This is a genomic window from Halorientalis litorea (assembly GCF_023028225.1).
Taxonomy (GTDB): domain Archaea; phylum Halobacteriota; class Halobacteria; order Halobacteriales; family Haloarculaceae; genus Halorientalis; species Halorientalis litorea.
The window spans coordinates 1728963-1745978 of the sequence record NZ_CP095482.1; the positions used below are offsets into that span (position 1 = coordinate 1728963).

Sequence of the window (17016 nt, forward strand, 5' to 3'; positions counted from 1 at the left end):
ACGCCAAGCCACGCCGTTTATGAGTTAGCAGGCCTATAAATGGTTCAATGACCGACGCAACGCCCGAAGTAGTCCGGCTGTTTGGGGGGCCGGGGAGTGGGAAGACGACGGCTCTCTTGGACCGAGTCGAGGAGCTACAGGCCGACGGTGTCGACGTGCGAGACATCCTCGTCGTCTCGTACACCCGCGCCGCCGCCGCCGAGATACGCGAACGACTGGCCGACCGACTCGACACGACGCCCCGTGCCCTCCGTGGCAACGTCTGCACGATGCACGCCAAGGCCTACGAACTCCTCAACCTCTCCCGCGGCGACGTGGTGGGCGAGTCCGACAAAGAGGAGTTCTGTGAGGAGTACGGCATCGAGTACGAGGACGAGAACAAGGGCGCGCGCCGCCGGAGCGCGCGCTCGACGACCATCGGGAACAAGGTCATCGCCACCAGCCAGTGGCTCCAGCGGACGCGCCGCGACGTGGCCGACTGGTACGACGTTCCGTTCAAGTGGGACGAGGAGGAGGTTCGGCTCCCGCCGGACATCGACCAGAACGCCCAGACGGGGAACAAGTACACGCCGACGTGGCCCACCGACGACGACCGGACCGACGTGCCGGAGTCGATTCGCGCGTGGCGCGCCTACAAGGGCGAACACGACCTCATCGGCTTCGCCGACATGCTCGAACGGGTCAAGCAACGCTCCATGCTCCCGAACGTCGACTATCTGGTCATCGACGAGTTTCAGGACATCACGACACTCCAGTACGACGTGTACGAGGAGTGGAAATCACACATGGAGAAGGTACTCATCGCGGGCGACGACGACCAGGTCGTCTACGCGTGGCAGGGTGCCGACCCGGACCTCCTGCTCGACGAGGACGTGACCGAAGACGAAGTCCTGCCCAACTCCTATCGCCTGCCCTCCAGCATCCTCAACGTCGTCAACCGGGAGATAAGCCACATCGACAAACGCCAAGAGAAAGACCTCGAACCGCGAAAGGAGGGGGGCCGAGTCACGGCCGTCCGTGGCCCGTCGATGCTCGATTTGGTCCGCAACGTCCGTTCGACCGTCGAGGAGGACGCCGACGGGACGGCCATGATACTGTTCCGCGCCCGGTACCAGATGTTCCAGTTCATCGACGAGTTCATCGGCGAGGGGATTCCGTTCCAGTGTCTCACTGACCAGCGGATGTGGACCGACCGCCTCACCCAGTACGTCGACGCCGTCGAGGGGATGGCGGAGGACGAACCCATCACCGCCCTGCAGGCCCGCAGGCTGGCGGACATGCTCGCCGACTCGGCGTTCGGCACCGGCGAACGCGACGACTTCTTCGACGCCATCGACGAGCGTCAGGAGGCGGCCGACACCGACGACCTCGCCGAGATACTCGTCGACCCCGAGTTCGTCCGCGACCACGTTCCGTTCGCGCCCGACCCGCGCTCGGCCGCCGACATGCTCCGGAAAGTCACCAACTTCCAAGAACGCTCCGTGGACGCGTACTTCTCGGGCGAGTACCGCGACGTGGACCGTGACCGAGTGCGTCTCGGTACCATCCACTCCGCGAAGGGTCGCGAGGCCGACCACGTGTTCGTCGCCACCGACCTCACCGAGAAGGTAGTCGAGCAGATGGCTGCCACCGTCGAACAGGAGGACCGGGAGGTACCCGGGACCGACGAGTTCACCAAACACACCGACCCCGTTCCGACGTTGACCGACAACGAACGCCGCGTATTCTACGTCGGGATGAGCCGTGCCCGCGAACGCCTCGTCCTGTTGGAGGGGTTGGTCGACGGCGCGCCCACGCTCCCAATCGACGTGTTGCTGGAGAACGAACCGAGCGAGAAATCCATCGAGCAACTCGTCGACGAAGCCGAGAACGCCGTCGCCGTGAAGTAGACCGCGTTTCGGGCCGTCTTTTCTCCGTCACTCCCCGTCGTCCGGTTCCTTGACCACCGCGTCGACGACCCGTCCGGCCACGAGTCCCGGGAGGTCGCCGGGCGTCAGGACGTACTCCTCGACTGCAATCATCAGCCCCGCGAGGAGCAGGAACCCGGCACCGAACAGCGTCTCCCCGCGGAGCAGGAAGTCGACGCCGACGAACGCCACGTGGGCGGCGAGGACGAGCGTCACCAGCAAGCCGACGCTCCCGAGGATACCACGACCCATCTCGGACGGGCGTTTGCGGTCTGCGGGCAAAAACAGTTCGACCGCCCCGCAACGCTGACAACCACCCGCGCCGAGAGGCCGGTATGGTCTCCCCCGCGAACCGCACGATACTCAGTTCGTTTCTGGCTGCCCTGTTCGTCGTCGTGGCCGACGCCGCCCTCGGCATCTCGGCGTCGTTGCCGTTCGGCGAGTTGCTCGTCGGCTTGCTCGTGTTTCCGGGCTTTACCCTCCTCCTGCCACAGGCGTACTTCGCGTGGCGGAGCGACGACGAGGCGATGGTCCGCCGGCACGTCTGGGCCGGCTGTGGGCTGTCGGCACTGGTCGTGTTCGGGACGGCGGTCAACACCGGCCCGCCGGAGCGGTGGGGACTCCTCGGCGTGGCGTGTGCCCTCCTCGCCGTCCCGGTCGGCATCACCGCCCGCGAGCAGTACCGGGCCACCCTCGTCGGGGACGAATGAACAACGCGTTTAGGCACACACTCCCTAGGCCGGGTATGTTCACTGGCATCGTCGAGGAGACAGGTGAAATCGTCGACGTGACCGACGACGAGGGTGGGCGGCGGGTCCGCGTACAGGCCGCCCTCGACGGCCTACACCACGGGCAGAGCATCGCCATCAGCGGTGCCTGTCTGACCGTCGAGGAGTTCGGGACGGGTGCCGAGTCCGACGACTCGGCACGTCGGGAGACGGAGTCTCCCGGGAACTGGTTCGACCTCTTTCTCTCCCGAGAGACCCTCGAACGGACGTATCTCGGCGAGTTGGGCGTCGGGGACAGTGTGAACGTCGAGCGCGCACTGCCCGCCGACGGGCGACTCGACGGCCACATCGTGCAGGGTCACGTCGACGGGACGGCGGAAGTGACTGCCGTGGAGCAACTGGGGGACGACTGGGAGTTCCGGTTCTCGGTCCCGGACGGACTCGGCCGGTACCTCGTCGAGAAGGGATCGGTGACCGTCGACGGTATCAGTCTCACCGTCGCGGACCGCGGGGCCGACGACTTCGGTGTGGCCATCATCCCGGCCACCTACGACCTCACGACGCTCTCGGCGAAGTCGGTCGGTGACCCGGTCCACCTCGAAGTCGACGTGGTGGCCAAGTACGTCGAACGACTGCTCACCGCCGGCGAGGACGTGACGGCGAGTCAGACGCCCTACGCAGACCGGGAGTAGTCACTCGAACTCCGTCCGGTCGGGCTGTATCGCCTCGCCGCCGTTCGGATGGTTGACCTGCCGATAGGCGGCGTTGTACTTCGCGAGCTTTCGGAGCAGGAGATAGCCGAACAGTCCGTCGTAGAGGACGACGAACCCGAGGAACGCGACGAACTCGCCCACGGCGAACAGTTCGGTGATGCCCGGAACCAGTACCGTCGCCGAGACGTTGTACGTTCCGTGGACGGCGGCGGCGACGATGATACCCTTCACGACCAGCGGGCCGGCGTGGTCGCGGTTGAACTTCGCCAACCCGAGGTAGTAGCCCGCGAACGCCGAGTAGATGACGTGGCCTGGCCCGGCGAGCGCGCGGACGGCGGCGATGTCGCTGCCCGCGGTGACCACCCCGACCATCTGTGCCGCGCCCTCGATGGAGCGGGTGATGTACAGCGCGTTCTCGATGGTCGCGAAGCCGAGGCCAGCGACCGCGCCGTACACCGCGCCGTCGATGACGGCGTCGAACGACGGCGAGCGGTAGGCGTGCAGGCGGACCGCGAGCAGTTTCACTGCCTCTTCGACGGGGCCGACGACGAGGAAAAAGAGCGCGAAGGCCCCGAAAATCGGGACGGCCCCGAACCCGGAGCCGATACCGGCGACGTACGGTCCCAACTCGGTGTTGAGGATGCCCGCGAAACTGGCGAAGAGGACGCCGAGTAGGAACGTCGCGACGAGCAGTTCCAGCGGTTCGGACGTCGTTACGTCGGCGTACCAGAGGTACGCGGCGAGCAAGCCCGCCGGGACTGCCGAGAGGACGACGAACGCCCCGACGACGGGGTCCGTCACGAGGCCGAGGCCGCCGAGCGCGAACTGGCCGACGAGGATGAGGACGGCGAGGCCGACCACGAACAACCGAACTGCGGCGACGGCGGTCCCGTAGAGCCAGACGGAGAATCGGTCGAGCCGTGACCGGACTTCCCACTGGGATATCTCGTAGAGGTCCATCGTCCCGTCGTCTCGGGCCTCGACCGGGTCCCGTCGCTCGCCCATGGTTCGCCGGACGGGGGGCGCGCACCTAACGCTTTGGTCGGCCTGTTCCGACGCGACCCACGCCGGAAGCGGAGCGGTTTTTGACGTGCCGCCCATACACTGGGTAATGACCGTCAAAGCAGGCGTCGTCGCGGTCCAAGGCGACGTGAGCGAACACGCCGCCGCCGTCCGCCGTGCGGCCGAGGCCCACGGCGAGACGGCCGAAGTGGTCGAAATCCGCACGTCTGGACTGGTCCCCGACTGTGACATCCTCCTGTTGCCCGGCGGCGAGTCCACGACCATCTCGCGACTCCTCGAACGCGAGGGTATCGACGCGGAAATCCGCGACCACGTCGCCGCCGGGAAGCCAGTTCTGGCTACGTGCGCCGGTCTCATCGTCGCCTCGACGGACGCGAACGACGAACGCGTGGACACGCTCGACATCCTCGACGTGACCGTCGAACGCAACGCCTTCGGCCGACAGAAGGACAGTTTCGAGGCACCGCTCTCCGTCGCGGGTCTCGACGACCCGTTCCACGCCGTGTTCATCCGCGCACCCCTCATCGGTGAGGTCGGTGACGGCGACGACTCACGCACGGACGCCGACGGCGTCGAAGTACTCGCGGAGTGGGACGGCCGCCCCGTCGCCGTCAGGGATGGCCCCGTCGTCGGCACGTCGTTCCACCCCGAACTCACGGACGACGCGCGTCTCCACCGTCTCGCCTTCTTCGACCGCACGCCCGCCTGACCCGGAAGTCGGGAGGGTTTTTGCCCCGCGTCGCCGTGACTGTGGGTATGGATGCTACTATCGAGGCCGTGCGGGTCGCCGGAACGCCGACCGGCCCCGTCCCCGTCGTTCTCCTCGCTACCCCCGAGGAGGACGACGTACTCCCCATCTTCGTCGGGTTCGACGAGGCAGTCAGTATCGCCCGCGGCCTCGACGCCGACGGCATCGGCCGCCCGCTGACCCACGACCTCACGCTCGACATCGTGGAAGAACTGGGCGGGCGCGTCACCCGCGTCGTCGTCTCGGCCGTCGAGGACGGCACCTACATCGCGGACCTCCACATCGACAGCCCCCGCGAGGAACTCGTCGTCGACGCGCGCCCGAGCGACTCACTCGCGCTCGCGGCCCGCACGAACGCCCCCATCGAAGTCGCAGAAGCTGTCTTCGAGGACGGCCGCCGCGACCCCGAAGAGTTCGACGACTTGGACGACATCCGGGAGGCGATGGGCGGATGAGCGACACCGACGAGGTACTCGACGAACTGTTCGCCGTCGTCGAGGACCGCAAGGAGACGCTGCCGGAGGACTCCTACACCGCGTCGCTGTTCACCCACGAGAAAGGGGAGAACGCGGTGCTGGAGAAACTCGGCGAGGAGACGACGGAACTCCTGCTGGCTGCGAAAGACGACGACCACGAAGAAATCGCCCACGAGGCTGCCGACATCGTCTATCACATGCTCGTCTTGCTCTCGATGAAGGGGATGGACGTGGCGGACTTGCGGGCGGAGTTGCGGGACCGGCGGTAGGTCTCAGGCGACGAGCGCGCCGACGACGCCGCCGATGGCAGAGTCGATGGCGAGCGCGAGCGCGACGAACAGGCCGACGACGACGGCACCGGCACCGAGGAGGCCACCGACGGGGCCGAGGCCGACAGAGCCGACGAGAGTGACGACGAGGCCGAACAGGAGTGCGAGGACGATGCCACCGAGCGCGCCGGCCAGCAGGCCGTGCCACGCGCCGCGCCCGAGGCCACCGTCGGCCATGTAGCCGGCGACGACGCCGCCGAGGAACCCCGCCGCGGCGTGGCCGATGACGGGGATGGCGAACGCGAAGATGCCCACGACGACTTCGACGCCAAAGCCCACGAGAACTGCGCGCCAGTTGGTCATACCCGGTGCTACCACGGCCCGGCGCAAATGGCTATCGGTGGGGCCGAATCGCCGGCCGGAGTCGGGCCGAGGGCCAAAGCGTGTGCTTTTATGTGCGGCTGTGTTACCGCTGGCACATGATTCTCGAGGACCTGCCGACCACGCCGACGTCGGCGGAGCTAATCGACCAAGCCTTCTCCCGGGCGGCCCGGTCGGGGCGAGCGAAATCCGGGTTCGAGGCCCAGCAGTCGATGCTCCAGACGGCGGCGAACGTCCTCTCGGACAACCTCGAGAACGTCGTGACGTCGTGGCCCGACTTCGACGAACTCGACCCGTTCTACCGCGAACTCGTCGACGCCGTCGTCGGTGTCGACGAACTGCGCCAGCACCTCTCGGAAATCGGGTGGGCCTCGCGCAAGACCAGCGAGATTCGCGACGAGTACCAGGCCCGTTTCCGCGGCGTCGACGCCGAGGGCGCGAAGAAACTCCGCAAACAGGCGTTCGCCCGGTTCGCGGACGTGGTCGAGGAAGTCGAAGCCGACCTCGAAGCGGTCGGCGCGGCCAGAAACGACCTCCGTAGCCTGCCGGACATCCGGCCCGACGAACCCACTATCGTCGTCGCGGGCTACCCGAACGTCGGCAAGTCCTCGTTCGTGAACGAGGTCACGAACGCGCGCAACGAGACGGCTTCGTACCCGTTCACGACGACGGAAATCCGGGTGGGCCACATCGAGCGCGACCACATCCGCTACCAGTTGGTGGACACGCCGGGGCTGCTCGACAGGCCCCCGGAGGACCGCAACGAAATCGAGTCCCAAGCCGTCAGCGCGCTCGAACACCTCGCCGACGCCGTCCTCGTGTTGGTCGACGCCAGCGGCGAGTGTGGGTACCCGCTCGACGTGCAACTCGAACTGCGGGACGCCCTCGCCGCTCGCTTCGACGCGCCCGTCCTCACGGTCTGTAACAAGGCCGACCGCTCGCGGGACGTCGAGGCCGACCACTACATGAGCGTCACCGAGGACGAGAACGTCGACGGCGTGCTGGACGCGGCCGTCGACGCCGTCGGGTACGAACCCGAACTGCCACTCGACGACCGATAGCTGGCTACGCCGTGCTTCGTTCTGTCGTGACGTACCGGACCTCCGCCGAGATGTCGCGCCCGGCGGCCGCGTCCACGCGGCGGTCTATCTCGTCGGCGAGGCCGCCGACGCGCTCCCCGGGTGGGACGCCGACGGTGACGACGACGCCCGTGGGGGTTCGGCGGATGACACCGCCGTCGTACTCGATGTCCGTCTCTAAGAGTGCCGCGTCCGGCGTCGCGGCCACGGCCCCCTCGACTTCGACGCGGATGTCCTCCTCGACGGCGGCGTTCTGGAAGGAGTTGACCGTAACGCCGCCGAGAAACACTGAGAGGACGGCGATGGCGGCGGCGAGGACGGCGACACGCTTGAGCGTGCTGGTGCGTGCTTCGTCCTGCCGGAACCAGTGTTCCGGCCGGTAGCCGTTGTACCACAGCACGAGGAGCGCGGCGAGGTTGATGGAGAGGCCGTTGACCAACGCGAGGACGCCGGACCCGAGGCTGACCATCGGGAGGCCCCACGCGAGGCCGATGCCGACGGTGGCGGCCGGCGGGATGAGCGCGACGGCTATCATGACGCCGACGATAGCCGCCGAGACGCCCGAGGACAGCGAGAGCGCGCCCGCCACGCCCGCGCCGAGGGCGACGGCGAGCGAGAGGAAATCGGGGGCCAACCGCTCGCGTATCTCGGGAATCGAGACGATGTCGAGGCCCGGTGGCACGAGGTGGAGGTAGCGCACGAACGCCGCGAAGGCGGCGGCACTGACGACTGCGATGGACATCCCGACCACTTGCAGTTTCACGCCGCGGGCGAACATCTCTTGGTCGTCGATGACGGTGCCGACGCTGGCGGCCATCGCCGGGCCGATGAGCGGTGCGATGACCATCGACCCGACGACGACTGCAGGGGAGTCCAGCAACAGGCCGGCCGTCGCGATGATGGCACTGATGACCGTCATCACGACGTACGTCCGGGTGGTCGGCGCGAGGTCCGACGCACGACTGTAGAGTTCCTGCCGGGCGATGCGGTCCTCGTCTCTGTCCTCGGCGTACTGTTCTTCGAGTTCGTCGAACTGCCGGGAGACGACCGTACTCGCGTCGAGGACGACGGTGAACGAGGAGTCGTCGATACCGGCCTCCTGTAGCCGTTCGAGGACTGGCTCGACGGCCGGCGTCGGGAGGGGCGCGTACACGACCGCCGTCACGTCTCGGCCGCTGGTCTCGTCGGTGACCACGTAGTCAACGCCCTCCCCGTCCAGTGATTTGAGGACCGTGTCGCGCTTGCCCGTCGGGACGGCGACTTGCAGGAGGCGCACAACTCGCCCGTCGGACGGCGGCGGCAAATACGTGACGGGACGCCTCGTCACGCTTATCCCGCCGACCGCGCTACGGCAAGTATGTTCGACTCGCGGCCCGACCGGAGCGCGGAGGTGGTCCTCGTCGGCCGCTCCAACGTCGGCAAATCGACGCTGATGCGGGAACTGACCGGTCACACCTTCGACACCGGTCAGCGGCCCGGCGTCACCCAGCAACCCAACCACTACGACTGGACCGCCGAGGACTTCGTCATCTCGGACCTCCCCGGCTTCGGTTTCATGTCGAGTGTCCCCGACGAGGTGCGGGAGGAAATCAAGGACAACATCGTGGAGTATCTGGAGGTCAACGCCGAGCAGATTCTCGCGGCGGTGCTGGTCGTCGACGGGAAGGCGGTTATCGACATCATCGACCGTCACTCCGGCCCGGACGAGATACCGCACGACGTGGAGATGTTCCACTTCCTGCGCGAGTTGGGGATTCCCGTCGTCGTCGCCGTCAACAAGATGGACAAGGTGGACGACCGGGACGAACGACTGGACGCGCTGTGTGACCGCCTCGGCCTCGCGCCGCCGTGGCGACAGTGGCAGGACACTATCGCGCCCATCAGCGCGAAGCGGGGGAACATCGACGCGCTCACCGAGGCCGTCCGCGACCACCTCCACGAGCAGAAACGCGACGACCTGCTGGGCTTTTTCTGACGGCCACAGCGGTGAAAGGGCTTAGTGCCCCCGTCTCGTAGCGTCCGCCGTGACGACGCCCGCGTCCGAGTCCGGTCAGCCAGTCCCCACGGTCAGAGAGGCCGTCGACGCCGACCTGCTCGCGGTCTTTCGCATCGAGAAGGCCTCGTTCCCACAGCCGTGGCCCTTCGCCGCGTTCGAGCGGTTCGTCGGGGACCCGGGCTTTCTGGTCGCCGAGGTCGGGCCGGGCGTCGCCGGGTACGTCGTCGCGGACTCGATGCCCAACCACGGCCGCCCGCTGGGGCACATCAAGGACATCGCCGTCCACCCCGACTACCGCGGGGCGGGCATCGGGTCGCTGTTGCTGGACCGTGCCCTCGGCGTCCTCGCGGCGGAGGGTGCCCGGTCGGTGAAACTCGAAGTCAGGGAGTCCAACGACGCGGCCCGGTCGCTGTACGAGGAGTTCGGGTTCACTCACCGCAAGACGGTTCCCCGCTACTACGACGACGGCGAGGACGCGCTGGTGCTGGTGACCGACCCCACCGAAGCGCGATACTGATTTCCGTCGGGAACACCACCCTCCGGTATGGGATATGCCTGCCCGGTGTGTGGCGACCCGCAGGCCGACGCGGACCACCTCGCAAACCACCTCGCGTTCACCGCCATGCTCGGCGACGACGCCCACGAGGACTGGCTCGACGACCACGCGCCGGAGTGGAACGAGAGCGACGCCGCCGCCCTCGCACCCGTCGTCACCGACCACGCGGAGGAGGTCGAGTTCCCGCAGGTGTTCGAGGACACCGCCAACCCGCCCGGTGACGGCCACGACCACCACACGGCGGGCCACGACGCCGACCTCCCCGACGGTGCCCGCGAACACACGGCTCGCGACGCCGAACTGGACGCACAGGCCAGACAGACGCTCGAAGACGCCCGCGAGATGACGCGACAGATGATGGACGACGCCGGGGCCGACGACGATGCGGACGACGGGACGGACGAAGCCGAAACGGAGTAACGGCTGGCCGACCCACCGACGACCATGCACACTGAGGGGTTTCTCTCGCCGGAGACGGCCGAGCGTGCGCGCGAACAGTTCGAGGCGGTCGGGCCGACCGCACAGACGACCGTCCGTGAGGTGACGAAGGCGATGGACTTCGACAGCGCGGAGTACGACGAGCGCGTCACGTCGGCCGTCGTCGAGACGGCCCGGGAGGCCATCTTCGCGTCGTTGCTCGAAGTCACCGTCGGGTCCCGCGAGGAGTTCGAGACGTGGTGTGCGGACAACCCCGACTACGAGCGTGAGGTCATCGGCAACGAGAACGTCGACCGGGTGGTCTGGCACGCCGCACCCTTCGCCGACACCGTGGTCGCCGCCACGTTCCACGAGCGCGAGACCGCGGCCGTCGGCACGCTCCGGCGGCAGGCGTTCGGCAGCATCTACCGGCGCGTCGTCACGGACGTGTAGTCACTCGGTTCGTCGCCGGAGGAGCGTGTAGCCCAGCGCGACGGCGACACAGACTGCCGCGATGGCGACCGGGAGCGGTCCGTCGGCCGACTCGAACCGCCAGCCAAAGCCGACGTACCCGACGACGGCGACGACGGCGACGAGCGCGCCGAGATACTGGAGGACGCTCGAATCTGAGGCACGGCCGGGCATACGCCGACCGTCGCCTCCGTGGGTATTAACAGTCCCGCTGGAGCCGCCCGGACTCCGACGCGGTCAAGGGTGTGACCCCCGTACTGCAGGTATGCGACAGATAACGCGCCGGGTGACGTTCGCGCTCCTCGTCGCCCTCGCGCTGTTGCTCGCGCTGGGTGCCCTTCCGAGTTACCTCCAGACCGGCGACCCGTACTACCTGACAGCGACGCCGGCCGACGGGAACCACACGGCAGTCGACGCCTCGCTGGTCACCACGGACCGCTACCCGTACGCGAGCGCGGCACTCGCCGACGCGGCCCCGAACCGGGCCGGGCGGTCGGATGCCTACTACCGCGGGCCGTTCGGGTTCAAGGGTGCGTTCACCCACTCGCCGTTCGACGAGGTGGACGCCGTCAGGGCACGCAACGTGAGTGCCGTCGACGGCGACGGGGTGTTCGTCCGACAGAACGGCACGCTTTACAGACTGGCGGTGACACAGCAACCATGACCGACGACTCCATCAGGGAGTACGACCCCGACCGGCACCCGGAACGCCCGCCCGACGAGGACTGGACCGTCCTCGCCTCCGAGGCCGAGTACGAGACTGGCTGGTACACCGGCGGCTACGACCGGGTCGAACAACCCGACGGCTCCGAGAAGGACTACTACTGGGCGGACCTGCCCGCCGCCGCCGTCGTCGTCGCCCTCGCCGACGGACCGGACGGAAAGCACCTCGTCATGGTCGACCAGTACCGCCCGACCATCCGCGAACAGTGCTTGGAACTCCCGGCCGGTATCGTCGAGGACGGCGAGTCCTACACCGAGGCCGGAGCACGGGAACTCCGCGAGGAGACCGGCTTCGAGGCTGCCGGCGTCTCCCTGCTGGAGGAGTTCTGGTGTTCGACCGGCGTCCTGCGCCACCGCCGGGGCATCGTCTTCGCGGAGGGCCTCGAACCCGTCGACGCCGACTTAGACGACAACGAGTTCCTCACGGTGACGACCGTTCCCGTCGACGACGCGCTGGACGTGGCCCGTCGCAGGCCCGCCAACGACGCCACCATCGAGGGCGTTCTGCTGGCCAAAGCGGAGGGACTGCTCTGATGGTCGCGGAAATCTCCGTCACCGAACTCCAGTCCGTGCTCGACGACGACGAACCGGTCCGCATCGTCGACATCCGCTCCCCGACTGCCTTCCGCCGCGGGCACATCCCCGGGAGCGAGAACATCCCGTTCCCGCAACTGACAACCGGTGTCGCCGACCTCGCCGGGGCCGACCACGTCGTCACGGTCTGTCCCCACGGCCACGACAGCGTCCGGGCGGCGAACATCATTCTATCCTACGAAGGCATCGACGACGCACGGGTCGAGAGCCTCGCTGGCGGGCTCACGGCGTGGGACGGGCAAGTGGAGACTGGCGAGAGCAGTCGCTCGTCCGACGAAGCCGGCGACGACACAGCACCGTTCTAGAAGAGACGACTGGTCAGGCGACGTTGAAACCCTTCTCGCGGAGGAAATCCTCGACGCGCCCGGTGTGGTTGCCCTGAAGCTCGATGGAGCCGTCCTCGACGGTTCCGCCGCAGGCGAACTTCGATTTCAGATCCGACGACAGGCTGTCCATGTCCACGTCGCTCGGGTCGAAGCCTTCGATAACCGTTACCTCTTTGCCGTACCTGCGCTCGTCGATGCGGATGCTGATCTCCTGGGACTCCTTAGCAACGTCCTCACAGACGCAGAGCTCCTCGGGCAGCCCGCACGTCGAGCAGACTTCCGACATTACGAGTCGGGTCTACGAAATCAACCTATTAAACACTGTCGGGAAACCCCGCATCCGGCCGAAAACCCCTCTCGTACCGGTCAGCGACCGAAACTGAACCACCCTCGCTCGGCGACGATGGCGTCGACAGTCTCGACGGCCTCGTCGGCCGTCGACCGAGACACCTCCCCGGCGTACCGCGCTCGCTCGCGCGCCTCGTACACCGCCTGTACCGTCTCGTCCGCGTCGATTGCGGCGACGTACTGGCGCGGTGTCTCGCCGGGACGACGCGGTCGGTGCTCGCTGGCGAGCACAGTCTCCAACCGCGCGAACGCTCGCTCGATGTCGGTCGCCGGGTCCGCTCGCGGTTGGTACCGGAGCCACAGTGCGCGGTAGGCCCGGTCGGTCAACCCGGTCCGTCGCGCCCCCGCCACCAAGCCGGCGAGGACGACGGCCCCGAGAGCCAGTTGCCCCCGTGACGGGAGGGGCAGTCCGTCGCCGCCGCTCGCTCCGCCCGGCGGGGCGACTGTCCCCCCGGCCTGCCCGTCCGGCGTCTCGGTGACCGTCGCGTTCGTGTCGTCCGGTTGTCTCGCGGTCTGGTTCCCGAGCGGCGGTGGCGTCGCCGTCGCGTTCGCGGGGTCGGTGCCGTTGGTCTGTCCGAGCCGTGCCTGTTCGGCCGCTTCGCGTGGACCGCCCGGCGTCGGGTCGAACCGGACCCACCCGGTGTCGGGGAAGTACACCTCGACCCACGCGTGTGAGTCGAGGCCCCGGACCTCCCACTCGCCGTCGCCGACCTGTTCGCCGGACGTGTAGCCGACGACGAACCGGGCGGGAATCCCCTGTGAGCGTAGCATCGTCACCATCGTCGTCGCGTAGTACGTGCAGTAGCCCGCCTCCATCTCGAACAGGAAGGCGTCGGCCACGTCCCCGGACGGCCGTTCGATGTCGAGCGAGTACCGCCGGTTGTTCTCGAGCCACCGCTCGACGACCCGCGCAGTCTCGTAGGGCGTGTCCGCGTTCGCCGTGATGCGGTCGGTACGCTCCCGCACTCGGTCGGGCGTCGACTCGGGGAGTTGTGTGTACGTGGCCGCAATCTCCTCTGGGTAGTCGGTCCCGGCGGTCGCGAGGGCCGCCGGCCGTGCGACGGGCCGCTGGCTCTCGACTTCGTAAGTCTCTCCGCCGGTGAACGGTTCGGCCGGTCGCAGGTCGCGGGCCTCGGTCACCAGCGTGTTGTCCGTCCCGGAGACGCGGACCGGCCGCCACGCCGCGGGCATGACGTCCACCGGTGCTTCGACGGTGTACCGCTGTGAGATGGTCCGACTCCGCCCCAGTGGCCCCGACAGTGGTCCCTCGTATCTCGCCTCCGACCCGGTTCGGACCCACCCACCGCCCGTGTACCGGTCGTACGCCGCGGCCCGCCAGTAGCTCTCGCGGTTGCTCTCGACGGTAAACCGCAACTCCGGTGAGAGCTCGATAGCTCCCTGGATGGAGACGCGCTGGTCGGCACTGACGAGACTCCCCTCGAGTGTCTCGCCGTCGGCGTCGCCGCCGAGCAACTGCACCGGCTCGGCGGTTCCGCCGGGGACGACGCTCACCGTCGTCGTGAGCAGGACTATCGCCGCGAGCACCACCACCAGCGTCTCGACGGACAGACTCCCGCTCGAAAACCGGTCGAGGCGGCCGAACCCGGCCGTCCCGACGGCCCCGAGGACGGCGAACAGCGTCACCGTCGTCCCCACGTCGCCGGTCAACACGAAGAAGCCGAGCCCAGTGCCGCCGGTCGCGGCGGCCGCGCCGTACTGACGCCGGAGGGCGAGGTACCACGTCAGGAACACCGGCGCGGGTGCGTAGGCCAGTGCCCACAGGTCGACGCGCTGGAGTCGGAGGACGGACAGCCCGGTCAGCAAGCCGACCACGTCGTCGAGAATCTGCCCGTAGGCCGCGGCCACGTCGATGTCCAGCGCGGACAGGTACAACCCGAGACCGCCGAGCAGGACGGCGAGCGCGACGACTATCGCCGTCCGGCCCCGGAGAACGCGGGAGAGCACCGTCGCACCCGCGAGCGTGACGGCGACGACGACCAGCAGGTTACTCGGGTCGCCGACGACGCCGACGATGTCGTAGAGGACTGTCACCACCGACCCGACGAGGACGGCGGCCGACAGCAGCGCGAGCGGCCGCGGGCCGAGTGCCCACTCGCCGACGCGCCGGGCGTGGCGTCCGACACGTCCACGTCCGGTGGCCCCGCTCATCCGCGCACCTCCTCGGCCGTCTCTGCCCCGTCCGCCGGGACCGCGAGGACGTGCTGTTTGCCCTCGAAGGTAGCCGTCACACCGGTCGCCCCGGCGTGGACCGTCGCGTCGGCACGCTCCGCGGCGTGGTCGCCCGGGTCGCCGTCGCCGGTGCGTGCGAGCAGTTCGAGCAGTCGGTGACGGTGTCGCTCGCCCCGGTCGGCCGCCAGTTCGCCCGCTGGGCAGGTCAGGCCGACGGCGAGTCCCGCCGACAACGCGGCGTCGGCGACGCTCGCGGCGGCTGAGGCCATCGCGTTACTGTACCCCGATTCGGCACTCGCGGTCAGGTGGAAGTCGCTGTCCGCTCGCTCGCCGACGAACTGCTTGACCACGAGGTCCGACGCGTCCCGCTTCGCGCTCGATTTCCAGTGGACGTCCCTGAGCGGGTCGCCCGGCGCGTACTCGCGGATGCTGTCGAACGTCTGGCGTTCGGCGACCCGACTCCGGTCGAACAGTGCCGCGATGGCACCGTCCTGCCGGAGCGGGCGAACCGGCGGGTACACGACGAGGGTCGCCGTCGCGTCGGGCCGCGTCCGCCGGACGAACAGGCCGAGCACGTCGGTGAGGGTCACTGTCGGCGGCCCGACCGTCCACGCGCCACGCTCCGTGAGGTCCACGTCGTACGCAACCGTGGCCGGGAGTGACACCCGCCGCCCGTGGTCGGCGGTGGTGACGCCTGCCGGAACGCCGTCGTCAATCCGCGCGAGTGTGTCGCCCTCGACGGTAAACTCGACGGTCCGCGTCTCGCCGGGGAAGCCGGGGTCCGGGTCGGTTCGCTCGACGGTCGGTGTCTCGGCGAGGACGAGTTGGCCCGCACCGGCGACGAGCGCGACGATGGCGGGCGCGGCGACGGCGTTCAGGGCACGGGCACCCGATGTCGCGGCCATGCCGATGGCGATGCCGGCGACGAAGGCGACGGCGACGCCGCGGACGGTCGGTCTCATTCCACGCTGACGGTGTCGAGGGCAGCCGCGACTACCTCCGTCCCGGACTGCCCGTCGCGGCCGGTCCTGATACGGTGTGGCATGACCACGGTGGCTTCGGTCTGTACGTCGTCCGGGACGACGTAGCTCCGCCCGGAGAGGACTGCGCGGGCCTGTGCGGCACGCAGGAGGGCGATAGAGCCGCGCGGGCTGACGCCGAGCTGTGCCTCCTCGCGGGTGTACCGTGCCAACCGCGTCACGTACTCACGGATGGGTTCCTCGACGGTGACGGTCGAGACGGCGTCTCGGGCGTCCCGGAGGTCCTCGACCGTCGCAACCGGCGTGAGGTCGTCGACCGGATGCTGGCCGACGATTCTGTCGAGCATCGCCGCCTCGTCGTCGGCGTCGGGGTACCCCAGATGGAGTTTCTTCATGAACCGGTCGAGTTCGGCCATCGGTAACTCGTAGGTCCGGTCGCGTTCGACGGTGTTCTGCGTGGCGACGACGGTGAACGGCGACGGAACGGTGTGTGTCTCGCCGTCGACGGTCACTTGCTCTTCCTCCATCGCCTCCAAGAGCGCGCTCTGGGTCTTGGGCGGCGCGCGGTTGATTTCGTCGCCGAGGACGACGTTCGCGAACACCGGCCCCGGGCGAAAGTCGAACTCCCCCGTCTTCTGGTTGAACACGTTGACGCCGGTGATGTCGGCGGGCAACAGGTCCGGTGTGAACTGGACGCGCTTGAACGACCCGTCGAAGGAGGCGGCGACGGAGCGCGCGAGCATCGTCTTTCCGACGCCGGGCACGTCCTCCAGTAAGACGTGGCCACGGCCGAGTACTGCGGTGAGGATGTGGGCAATTTCGTCGCGGTGGCCGACGATGACTCGCTCTACGTTCTCGACGACCCGGCGGGCCAACGCACCCGCCGCCTCGACACCGTCGTGGTCCTGTCCGGTTACGGATGTATCTGTATCTGTCATGTCTCGCGTCCGGGGAGGGCGGATACCCGTGTACGGCAGTCCCTCCAACAAGTGTCTTGTCCCGTCTCTGTCCGTCCGGCTAGCGCGTCCCGGACCACCCCACCACCGGAGATGCGCTCGGTCACACCCCCTCTACGGGCCGGGATTACCTAA

The 17016-nt window shown here is 68.3% G+C and carries 23 protein-coding genes; 14 read left to right on the forward strand and 9 right to left on the reverse strand.

Annotation, left to right across the window (positions count from 1 at the left end; genetic code table 11):
• The first annotated feature begins 47 nt into the window (after positions 1-47).
• Positions 48-1889 carry a UvrD-helicase domain-containing protein gene (locus tag MUG95_RS09310; RefSeq protein ID WP_247005917.1) on the forward strand — a complete coding sequence of 614 codons (1842 nt, stop codon included), beginning with the start codon at positions 48-50 and terminating at the stop codon, positions 1887-1889.
• 27 nt (positions 1890-1916) lie between these two features.
• Here the strand turns inward: MUG95_RS09310 and MUG95_RS09315 are convergent, their stop codons facing one another.
• Positions 1917-2159: a DUF7533 family protein gene (locus tag MUG95_RS09315; protein ID WP_247005919.1), complete on the reverse strand. Its 243-nt coding sequence runs from the start codon at positions 2157-2159 to the stop codon at positions 1917-1919.
• A gap of 83 nt (positions 2160-2242) precedes the next feature.
• On the opposite strand from MUG95_RS09315, the gene MUG95_RS09320 reads away from it, so the two are divergent.
• Both MUG95_RS09320 and MUG95_RS09325 read left to right on the forward strand, forming a co-directional pair.
• Positions 2243-2617, forward strand: coding sequence for a hypothetical protein (locus MUG95_RS09320; RefSeq protein WP_247005921.1), 375 nt, complete (start codon positions 2243-2245; stop codon positions 2615-2617).
• Between the two features lie 35 nt (positions 2618-2652).
• A complete protein-coding gene (locus MUG95_RS09325; RefSeq protein ID WP_247005923.1) occupies positions 2653-3327 on the forward strand; it encodes a riboflavin synthase in 675 nt (224 codons plus the stop codon).
• Here the strand turns inward: MUG95_RS09325 and MUG95_RS09330 are convergent, their stop codons facing one another.
• Positions 3328-4353, reverse strand: coding sequence for a PrsW family intramembrane metalloprotease (locus tag MUG95_RS09330; protein ID WP_247005925.1), 1026 nt, complete (start codon positions 4351-4353; stop codon positions 3328-3330).
• Positions 4354-4459: 106 nt separating this feature from the next.
• Here MUG95_RS09330 and pdxT point away from each other — a divergent pair, with 106 nt between their 5' ends.
• The 3 genes from pdxT to hisE are packed head-to-tail and all read left to right on the forward strand — an operon-like array spanning position 4460 to position 5864.
• A complete protein-coding gene (gene pdxT, locus MUG95_RS09335) occupies positions 4460-5080 on the forward strand; it encodes a pyridoxal 5'-phosphate synthase glutaminase subunit PdxT (RefSeq protein WP_247005927.1) in 621 nt (206 codons plus the stop codon).
• A 47-nt stretch (positions 5081-5127) separates the two neighbouring features.
• A complete protein-coding gene (locus MUG95_RS09340; RefSeq protein WP_247005929.1) occupies positions 5128-5574 on the forward strand; it encodes a bifunctional nuclease family protein in 447 nt (148 codons plus the stop codon).
• Entirely contained in the window at positions 5571-5864 is a 294-nt protein-coding gene (gene hisE, locus MUG95_RS09345) for a phosphoribosyl-ATP diphosphatase (RefSeq protein WP_247005931.1), read from the forward strand. The genes MUG95_RS09340 and hisE overlap by 4 nt, the downstream gene beginning before the upstream one ends.
• 3 nt (positions 5865-5867) lie before the next feature.
• On the opposite strand, the gene MUG95_RS09350 is transcribed toward hisE, so the two are convergent.
• Complete coding sequence (locus MUG95_RS09350; protein ID WP_247005933.1) at positions 5868-6227, reverse strand: DUF5518 domain-containing protein; 360 nt, start codon at positions 6225-6227, stop codon at positions 5868-5870.
• 116 nt (positions 6228-6343) lie between these two features.
• Here MUG95_RS09350 and MUG95_RS09355 point away from each other — a divergent pair, with 116 nt between their 5' ends.
• On the forward strand, positions 6344-7306 hold the full coding sequence (locus tag MUG95_RS09355) for an NOG1 family protein (protein ID WP_247005935.1): 963 nt from the start codon (positions 6344-6346) through the stop codon (positions 7304-7306).
• 4 nt (positions 7307-7310) lie between these two features.
• Here MUG95_RS09355 and MUG95_RS09360 read toward each other — a convergent pair whose 3' ends face one another.
• A complete protein-coding gene (locus tag MUG95_RS09360) occupies positions 7311-8600 on the reverse strand; it encodes a TIGR00341 family protein (protein WP_247005941.1) in 1290 nt (429 codons plus the stop codon).
• An 81-nt stretch (positions 8601-8681) separates the two neighbouring features.
• Between MUG95_RS09360 and engB the strand changes: the two genes are divergently transcribed.
• The 4 genes from engB to MUG95_RS09380 are packed head-to-tail and all read left to right on the forward strand — an operon-like array spanning position 8682 to position 10746.
• Positions 8682-9299: a GTP-binding protein EngB gene (engB, locus tag MUG95_RS09365; protein ID WP_247005942.1), complete on the forward strand. Its 618-nt coding sequence runs from the start codon at positions 8682-8684 to the stop codon at positions 9297-9299.
• A 49-nt stretch (positions 9300-9348) separates the two neighbouring features.
• Positions 9349-9837, forward strand: a complete 489-nt coding sequence (gene rimI / locus MUG95_RS09370; RefSeq protein WP_247005944.1) for a ribosomal protein S18-alanine N-acetyltransferase — start codon at positions 9349-9351, stop codon at positions 9835-9837.
• A 27-nt stretch (positions 9838-9864) separates the two neighbouring features.
• Positions 9865-10296, forward strand: a complete 432-nt coding sequence (locus tag MUG95_RS09375) for a DUF5810 domain-containing protein (protein WP_247005946.1) — start codon at positions 9865-9867, stop codon at positions 10294-10296.
• Positions 10297-10320: 24 nt separating this feature from the next.
• Positions 10321-10746 carry a DUF5809 family protein gene (locus MUG95_RS09380; protein WP_247005948.1) on the forward strand — a complete coding sequence of 142 codons (426 nt, stop codon included), beginning with the start codon at positions 10321-10323 and terminating at the stop codon, positions 10744-10746.
• Here the strand turns inward: MUG95_RS09380 and MUG95_RS09385 are convergent, their stop codons facing one another.
• Positions 10747-10938: a hypothetical protein gene (locus MUG95_RS09385; protein WP_247005949.1), complete on the reverse strand. Its 192-nt coding sequence runs from the start codon at positions 10936-10938 to the stop codon at positions 10747-10749. It abuts the gene before it with no gap.
• Between the two features lie 91 nt (positions 10939-11029).
• Here MUG95_RS09385 and MUG95_RS09390 point away from each other — a divergent pair, with 91 nt between their 5' ends.
• Genes MUG95_RS09390 through MUG95_RS09400 form a run of 3 tightly spaced genes read left to right on the forward strand, consistent with a single transcriptional unit; the run spans position 11030 to position 12386 of the window.
• The gene (locus tag MUG95_RS09390; RefSeq protein WP_247005952.1) at positions 11030-11428 is read left to right on the forward strand and encodes a hypothetical protein; all 399 of its coding nucleotides are present in this window, start codon (positions 11030-11032) and stop codon (positions 11426-11428) included.
• The gene (locus MUG95_RS09395; protein ID WP_247005954.1) at positions 11425-12021 is read left to right on the forward strand and encodes an NUDIX hydrolase; all 597 of its coding nucleotides are present in this window, start codon (positions 11425-11427) and stop codon (positions 12019-12021) included. Before MUG95_RS09390 ends, MUG95_RS09395 begins: the two co-directional genes overlap by 4 nt.
• Entirely contained in the window at positions 12021-12386 is a 366-nt protein-coding gene (locus tag MUG95_RS09400) for a rhodanese-like domain-containing protein (RefSeq protein WP_247005956.1), read from the forward strand. Before MUG95_RS09395 ends, MUG95_RS09400 begins: the two co-directional genes overlap by 1 nt.
• Positions 12387-12399: 13 nt before the next feature.
• On the opposite strand, the gene yciH is transcribed toward MUG95_RS09400, so the two are convergent.
• From yciH to MUG95_RS09420, 4 genes are all read right to left on the reverse strand, one after another.
• Positions 12400-12693, reverse strand: coding sequence for a stress response translation initiation inhibitor YciH (gene yciH, locus MUG95_RS09405; RefSeq protein ID WP_247005958.1), 294 nt, complete (start codon positions 12691-12693; stop codon positions 12400-12402).
• 80 nt (positions 12694-12773) lie between these two features.
• Positions 12774-14924, reverse strand: coding sequence for a transglutaminase TgpA family protein (locus MUG95_RS09410; RefSeq protein WP_247005960.1), 2151 nt, complete (start codon positions 14922-14924; stop codon positions 12774-12776).
• Positions 14921-15907, reverse strand: coding sequence for a DUF58 domain-containing protein (locus MUG95_RS09415; protein ID WP_247005962.1), 987 nt, complete (start codon positions 15905-15907; stop codon positions 14921-14923). The genes MUG95_RS09410 and MUG95_RS09415 overlap by 4 nt, the downstream gene beginning before the upstream one ends.
• On the reverse strand, positions 15904-16863 hold the full coding sequence (locus tag MUG95_RS09420) for an AAA family ATPase (protein WP_247005964.1): 960 nt from the start codon (positions 16861-16863) through the stop codon (positions 15904-15906). Before MUG95_RS09420 ends, MUG95_RS09415 begins: the two co-directional genes overlap by 4 nt.
• Positions 16864-17016 lie beyond the last annotated feature (153 nt).

What these genes read in the sequence shown, in the direction of transcription:
- MUG95_RS09310 (WP_247005917.1), top strand. Translation starts at nt 48, where the DNA reads ATGACCGACGCAACGCCCGAAGTAGTCCGGCTGTTTGGGGGGCCGGGG.
- MUG95_RS09350 (WP_247005933.1), bottom strand. Translation starts at nt 6,227, where the DNA reads ATGACCAACTGGCGCGCAGTTCTCGTGGGCTTTGGCGTCGAAGTCGTC.
- pdxT (WP_247005927.1), top strand. Translation starts at nt 4,460, where the DNA reads ATGACCGTCAAAGCAGGCGTCGTCGCGGTCCAAGGCGACGTGAGCGAA.
- MUG95_RS09330 (WP_247005925.1), bottom strand. Translation starts at nt 4,353, where the DNA reads ATGGGCGAGCGACGGGACCCGGTCGAGGCCCGAGACGACGGGACGATG.
- MUG95_RS09355 (WP_247005935.1), top strand. Translation starts at nt 6,344, where the DNA reads ATGATTCTCGAGGACCTGCCGACCACGCCGACGTCGGCGGAGCTAATC.
- engB (WP_247005942.1), top strand. Translation starts at nt 8,682, where the DNA reads ATGTTCGACTCGCGGCCCGACCGGAGCGCGGAGGTGGTCCTCGTCGGC.
- MUG95_RS09400 (WP_247005956.1), top strand. Translation starts at nt 12,021, where the DNA reads ATGGTCGCGGAAATCTCCGTCACCGAACTCCAGTCCGTGCTCGACGAC.
- MUG95_RS09325 (WP_247005923.1), top strand. Translation starts at nt 2,653, where the DNA reads ATGTTCACTGGCATCGTCGAGGAGACAGGTGAAATCGTCGACGTGACC.
- MUG95_RS09390 (WP_247005952.1), top strand. Translation starts at nt 11,030, where the DNA reads ATGCGACAGATAACGCGCCGGGTGACGTTCGCGCTCCTCGTCGCCCTC.
- hisE (WP_247005931.1), top strand. Translation starts at nt 5,571, where the DNA reads ATGAGCGACACCGACGAGGTACTCGACGAACTGTTCGCCGTCGTCGAG.
- MUG95_RS09320 (WP_247005921.1), top strand. Translation starts at nt 2,243, where the DNA reads ATGGTCTCCCCCGCGAACCGCACGATACTCAGTTCGTTTCTGGCTGCC.
- MUG95_RS09420 (WP_247005964.1), bottom strand. Translation starts at nt 16,863, where the DNA reads ATGACAGATACAGATACATCCGTAACCGGACAGGACCACGACGGTGTC.
- yciH (WP_247005958.1), bottom strand. Translation starts at nt 12,693, where the DNA reads ATGTCGGAAGTCTGCTCGACGTGCGGGCTGCCCGAGGAGCTCTGCGTC.
- MUG95_RS09410 (WP_247005960.1), bottom strand. Translation starts at nt 14,924, where the DNA reads ATGAGCGGGGCCACCGGACGTGGACGTGTCGGACGCCACGCCCGGCGC.
- MUG95_RS09375 (WP_247005946.1), top strand. Translation starts at nt 9,865, where the DNA reads ATGGGATATGCCTGCCCGGTGTGTGGCGACCCGCAGGCCGACGCGGAC.
- MUG95_RS09315 (WP_247005919.1), bottom strand. Translation starts at nt 2,159, where the DNA reads ATGGGTCGTGGTATCCTCGGGAGCGTCGGCTTGCTGGTGACGCTCGTC.
- MUG95_RS09340 (WP_247005929.1), top strand. Translation starts at nt 5,128, where the DNA reads ATGGATGCTACTATCGAGGCCGTGCGGGTCGCCGGAACGCCGACCGGC.
- MUG95_RS09385 (WP_247005949.1), bottom strand. Translation starts at nt 10,938, where the DNA reads ATGCCCGGCCGTGCCTCAGATTCGAGCGTCCTCCAGTATCTCGGCGCG.
- MUG95_RS09380 (WP_247005948.1), top strand. Translation starts at nt 10,321, where the DNA reads ATGCACACTGAGGGGTTTCTCTCGCCGGAGACGGCCGAGCGTGCGCGC.
- MUG95_RS09395 (WP_247005954.1), top strand. Translation starts at nt 11,425, where the DNA reads ATGACCGACGACTCCATCAGGGAGTACGACCCCGACCGGCACCCGGAA.
- MUG95_RS09415 (WP_247005962.1), bottom strand. Translation starts at nt 15,907, where the DNA reads ATGAGACCGACCGTCCGCGGCGTCGCCGTCGCCTTCGTCGCCGGCATC.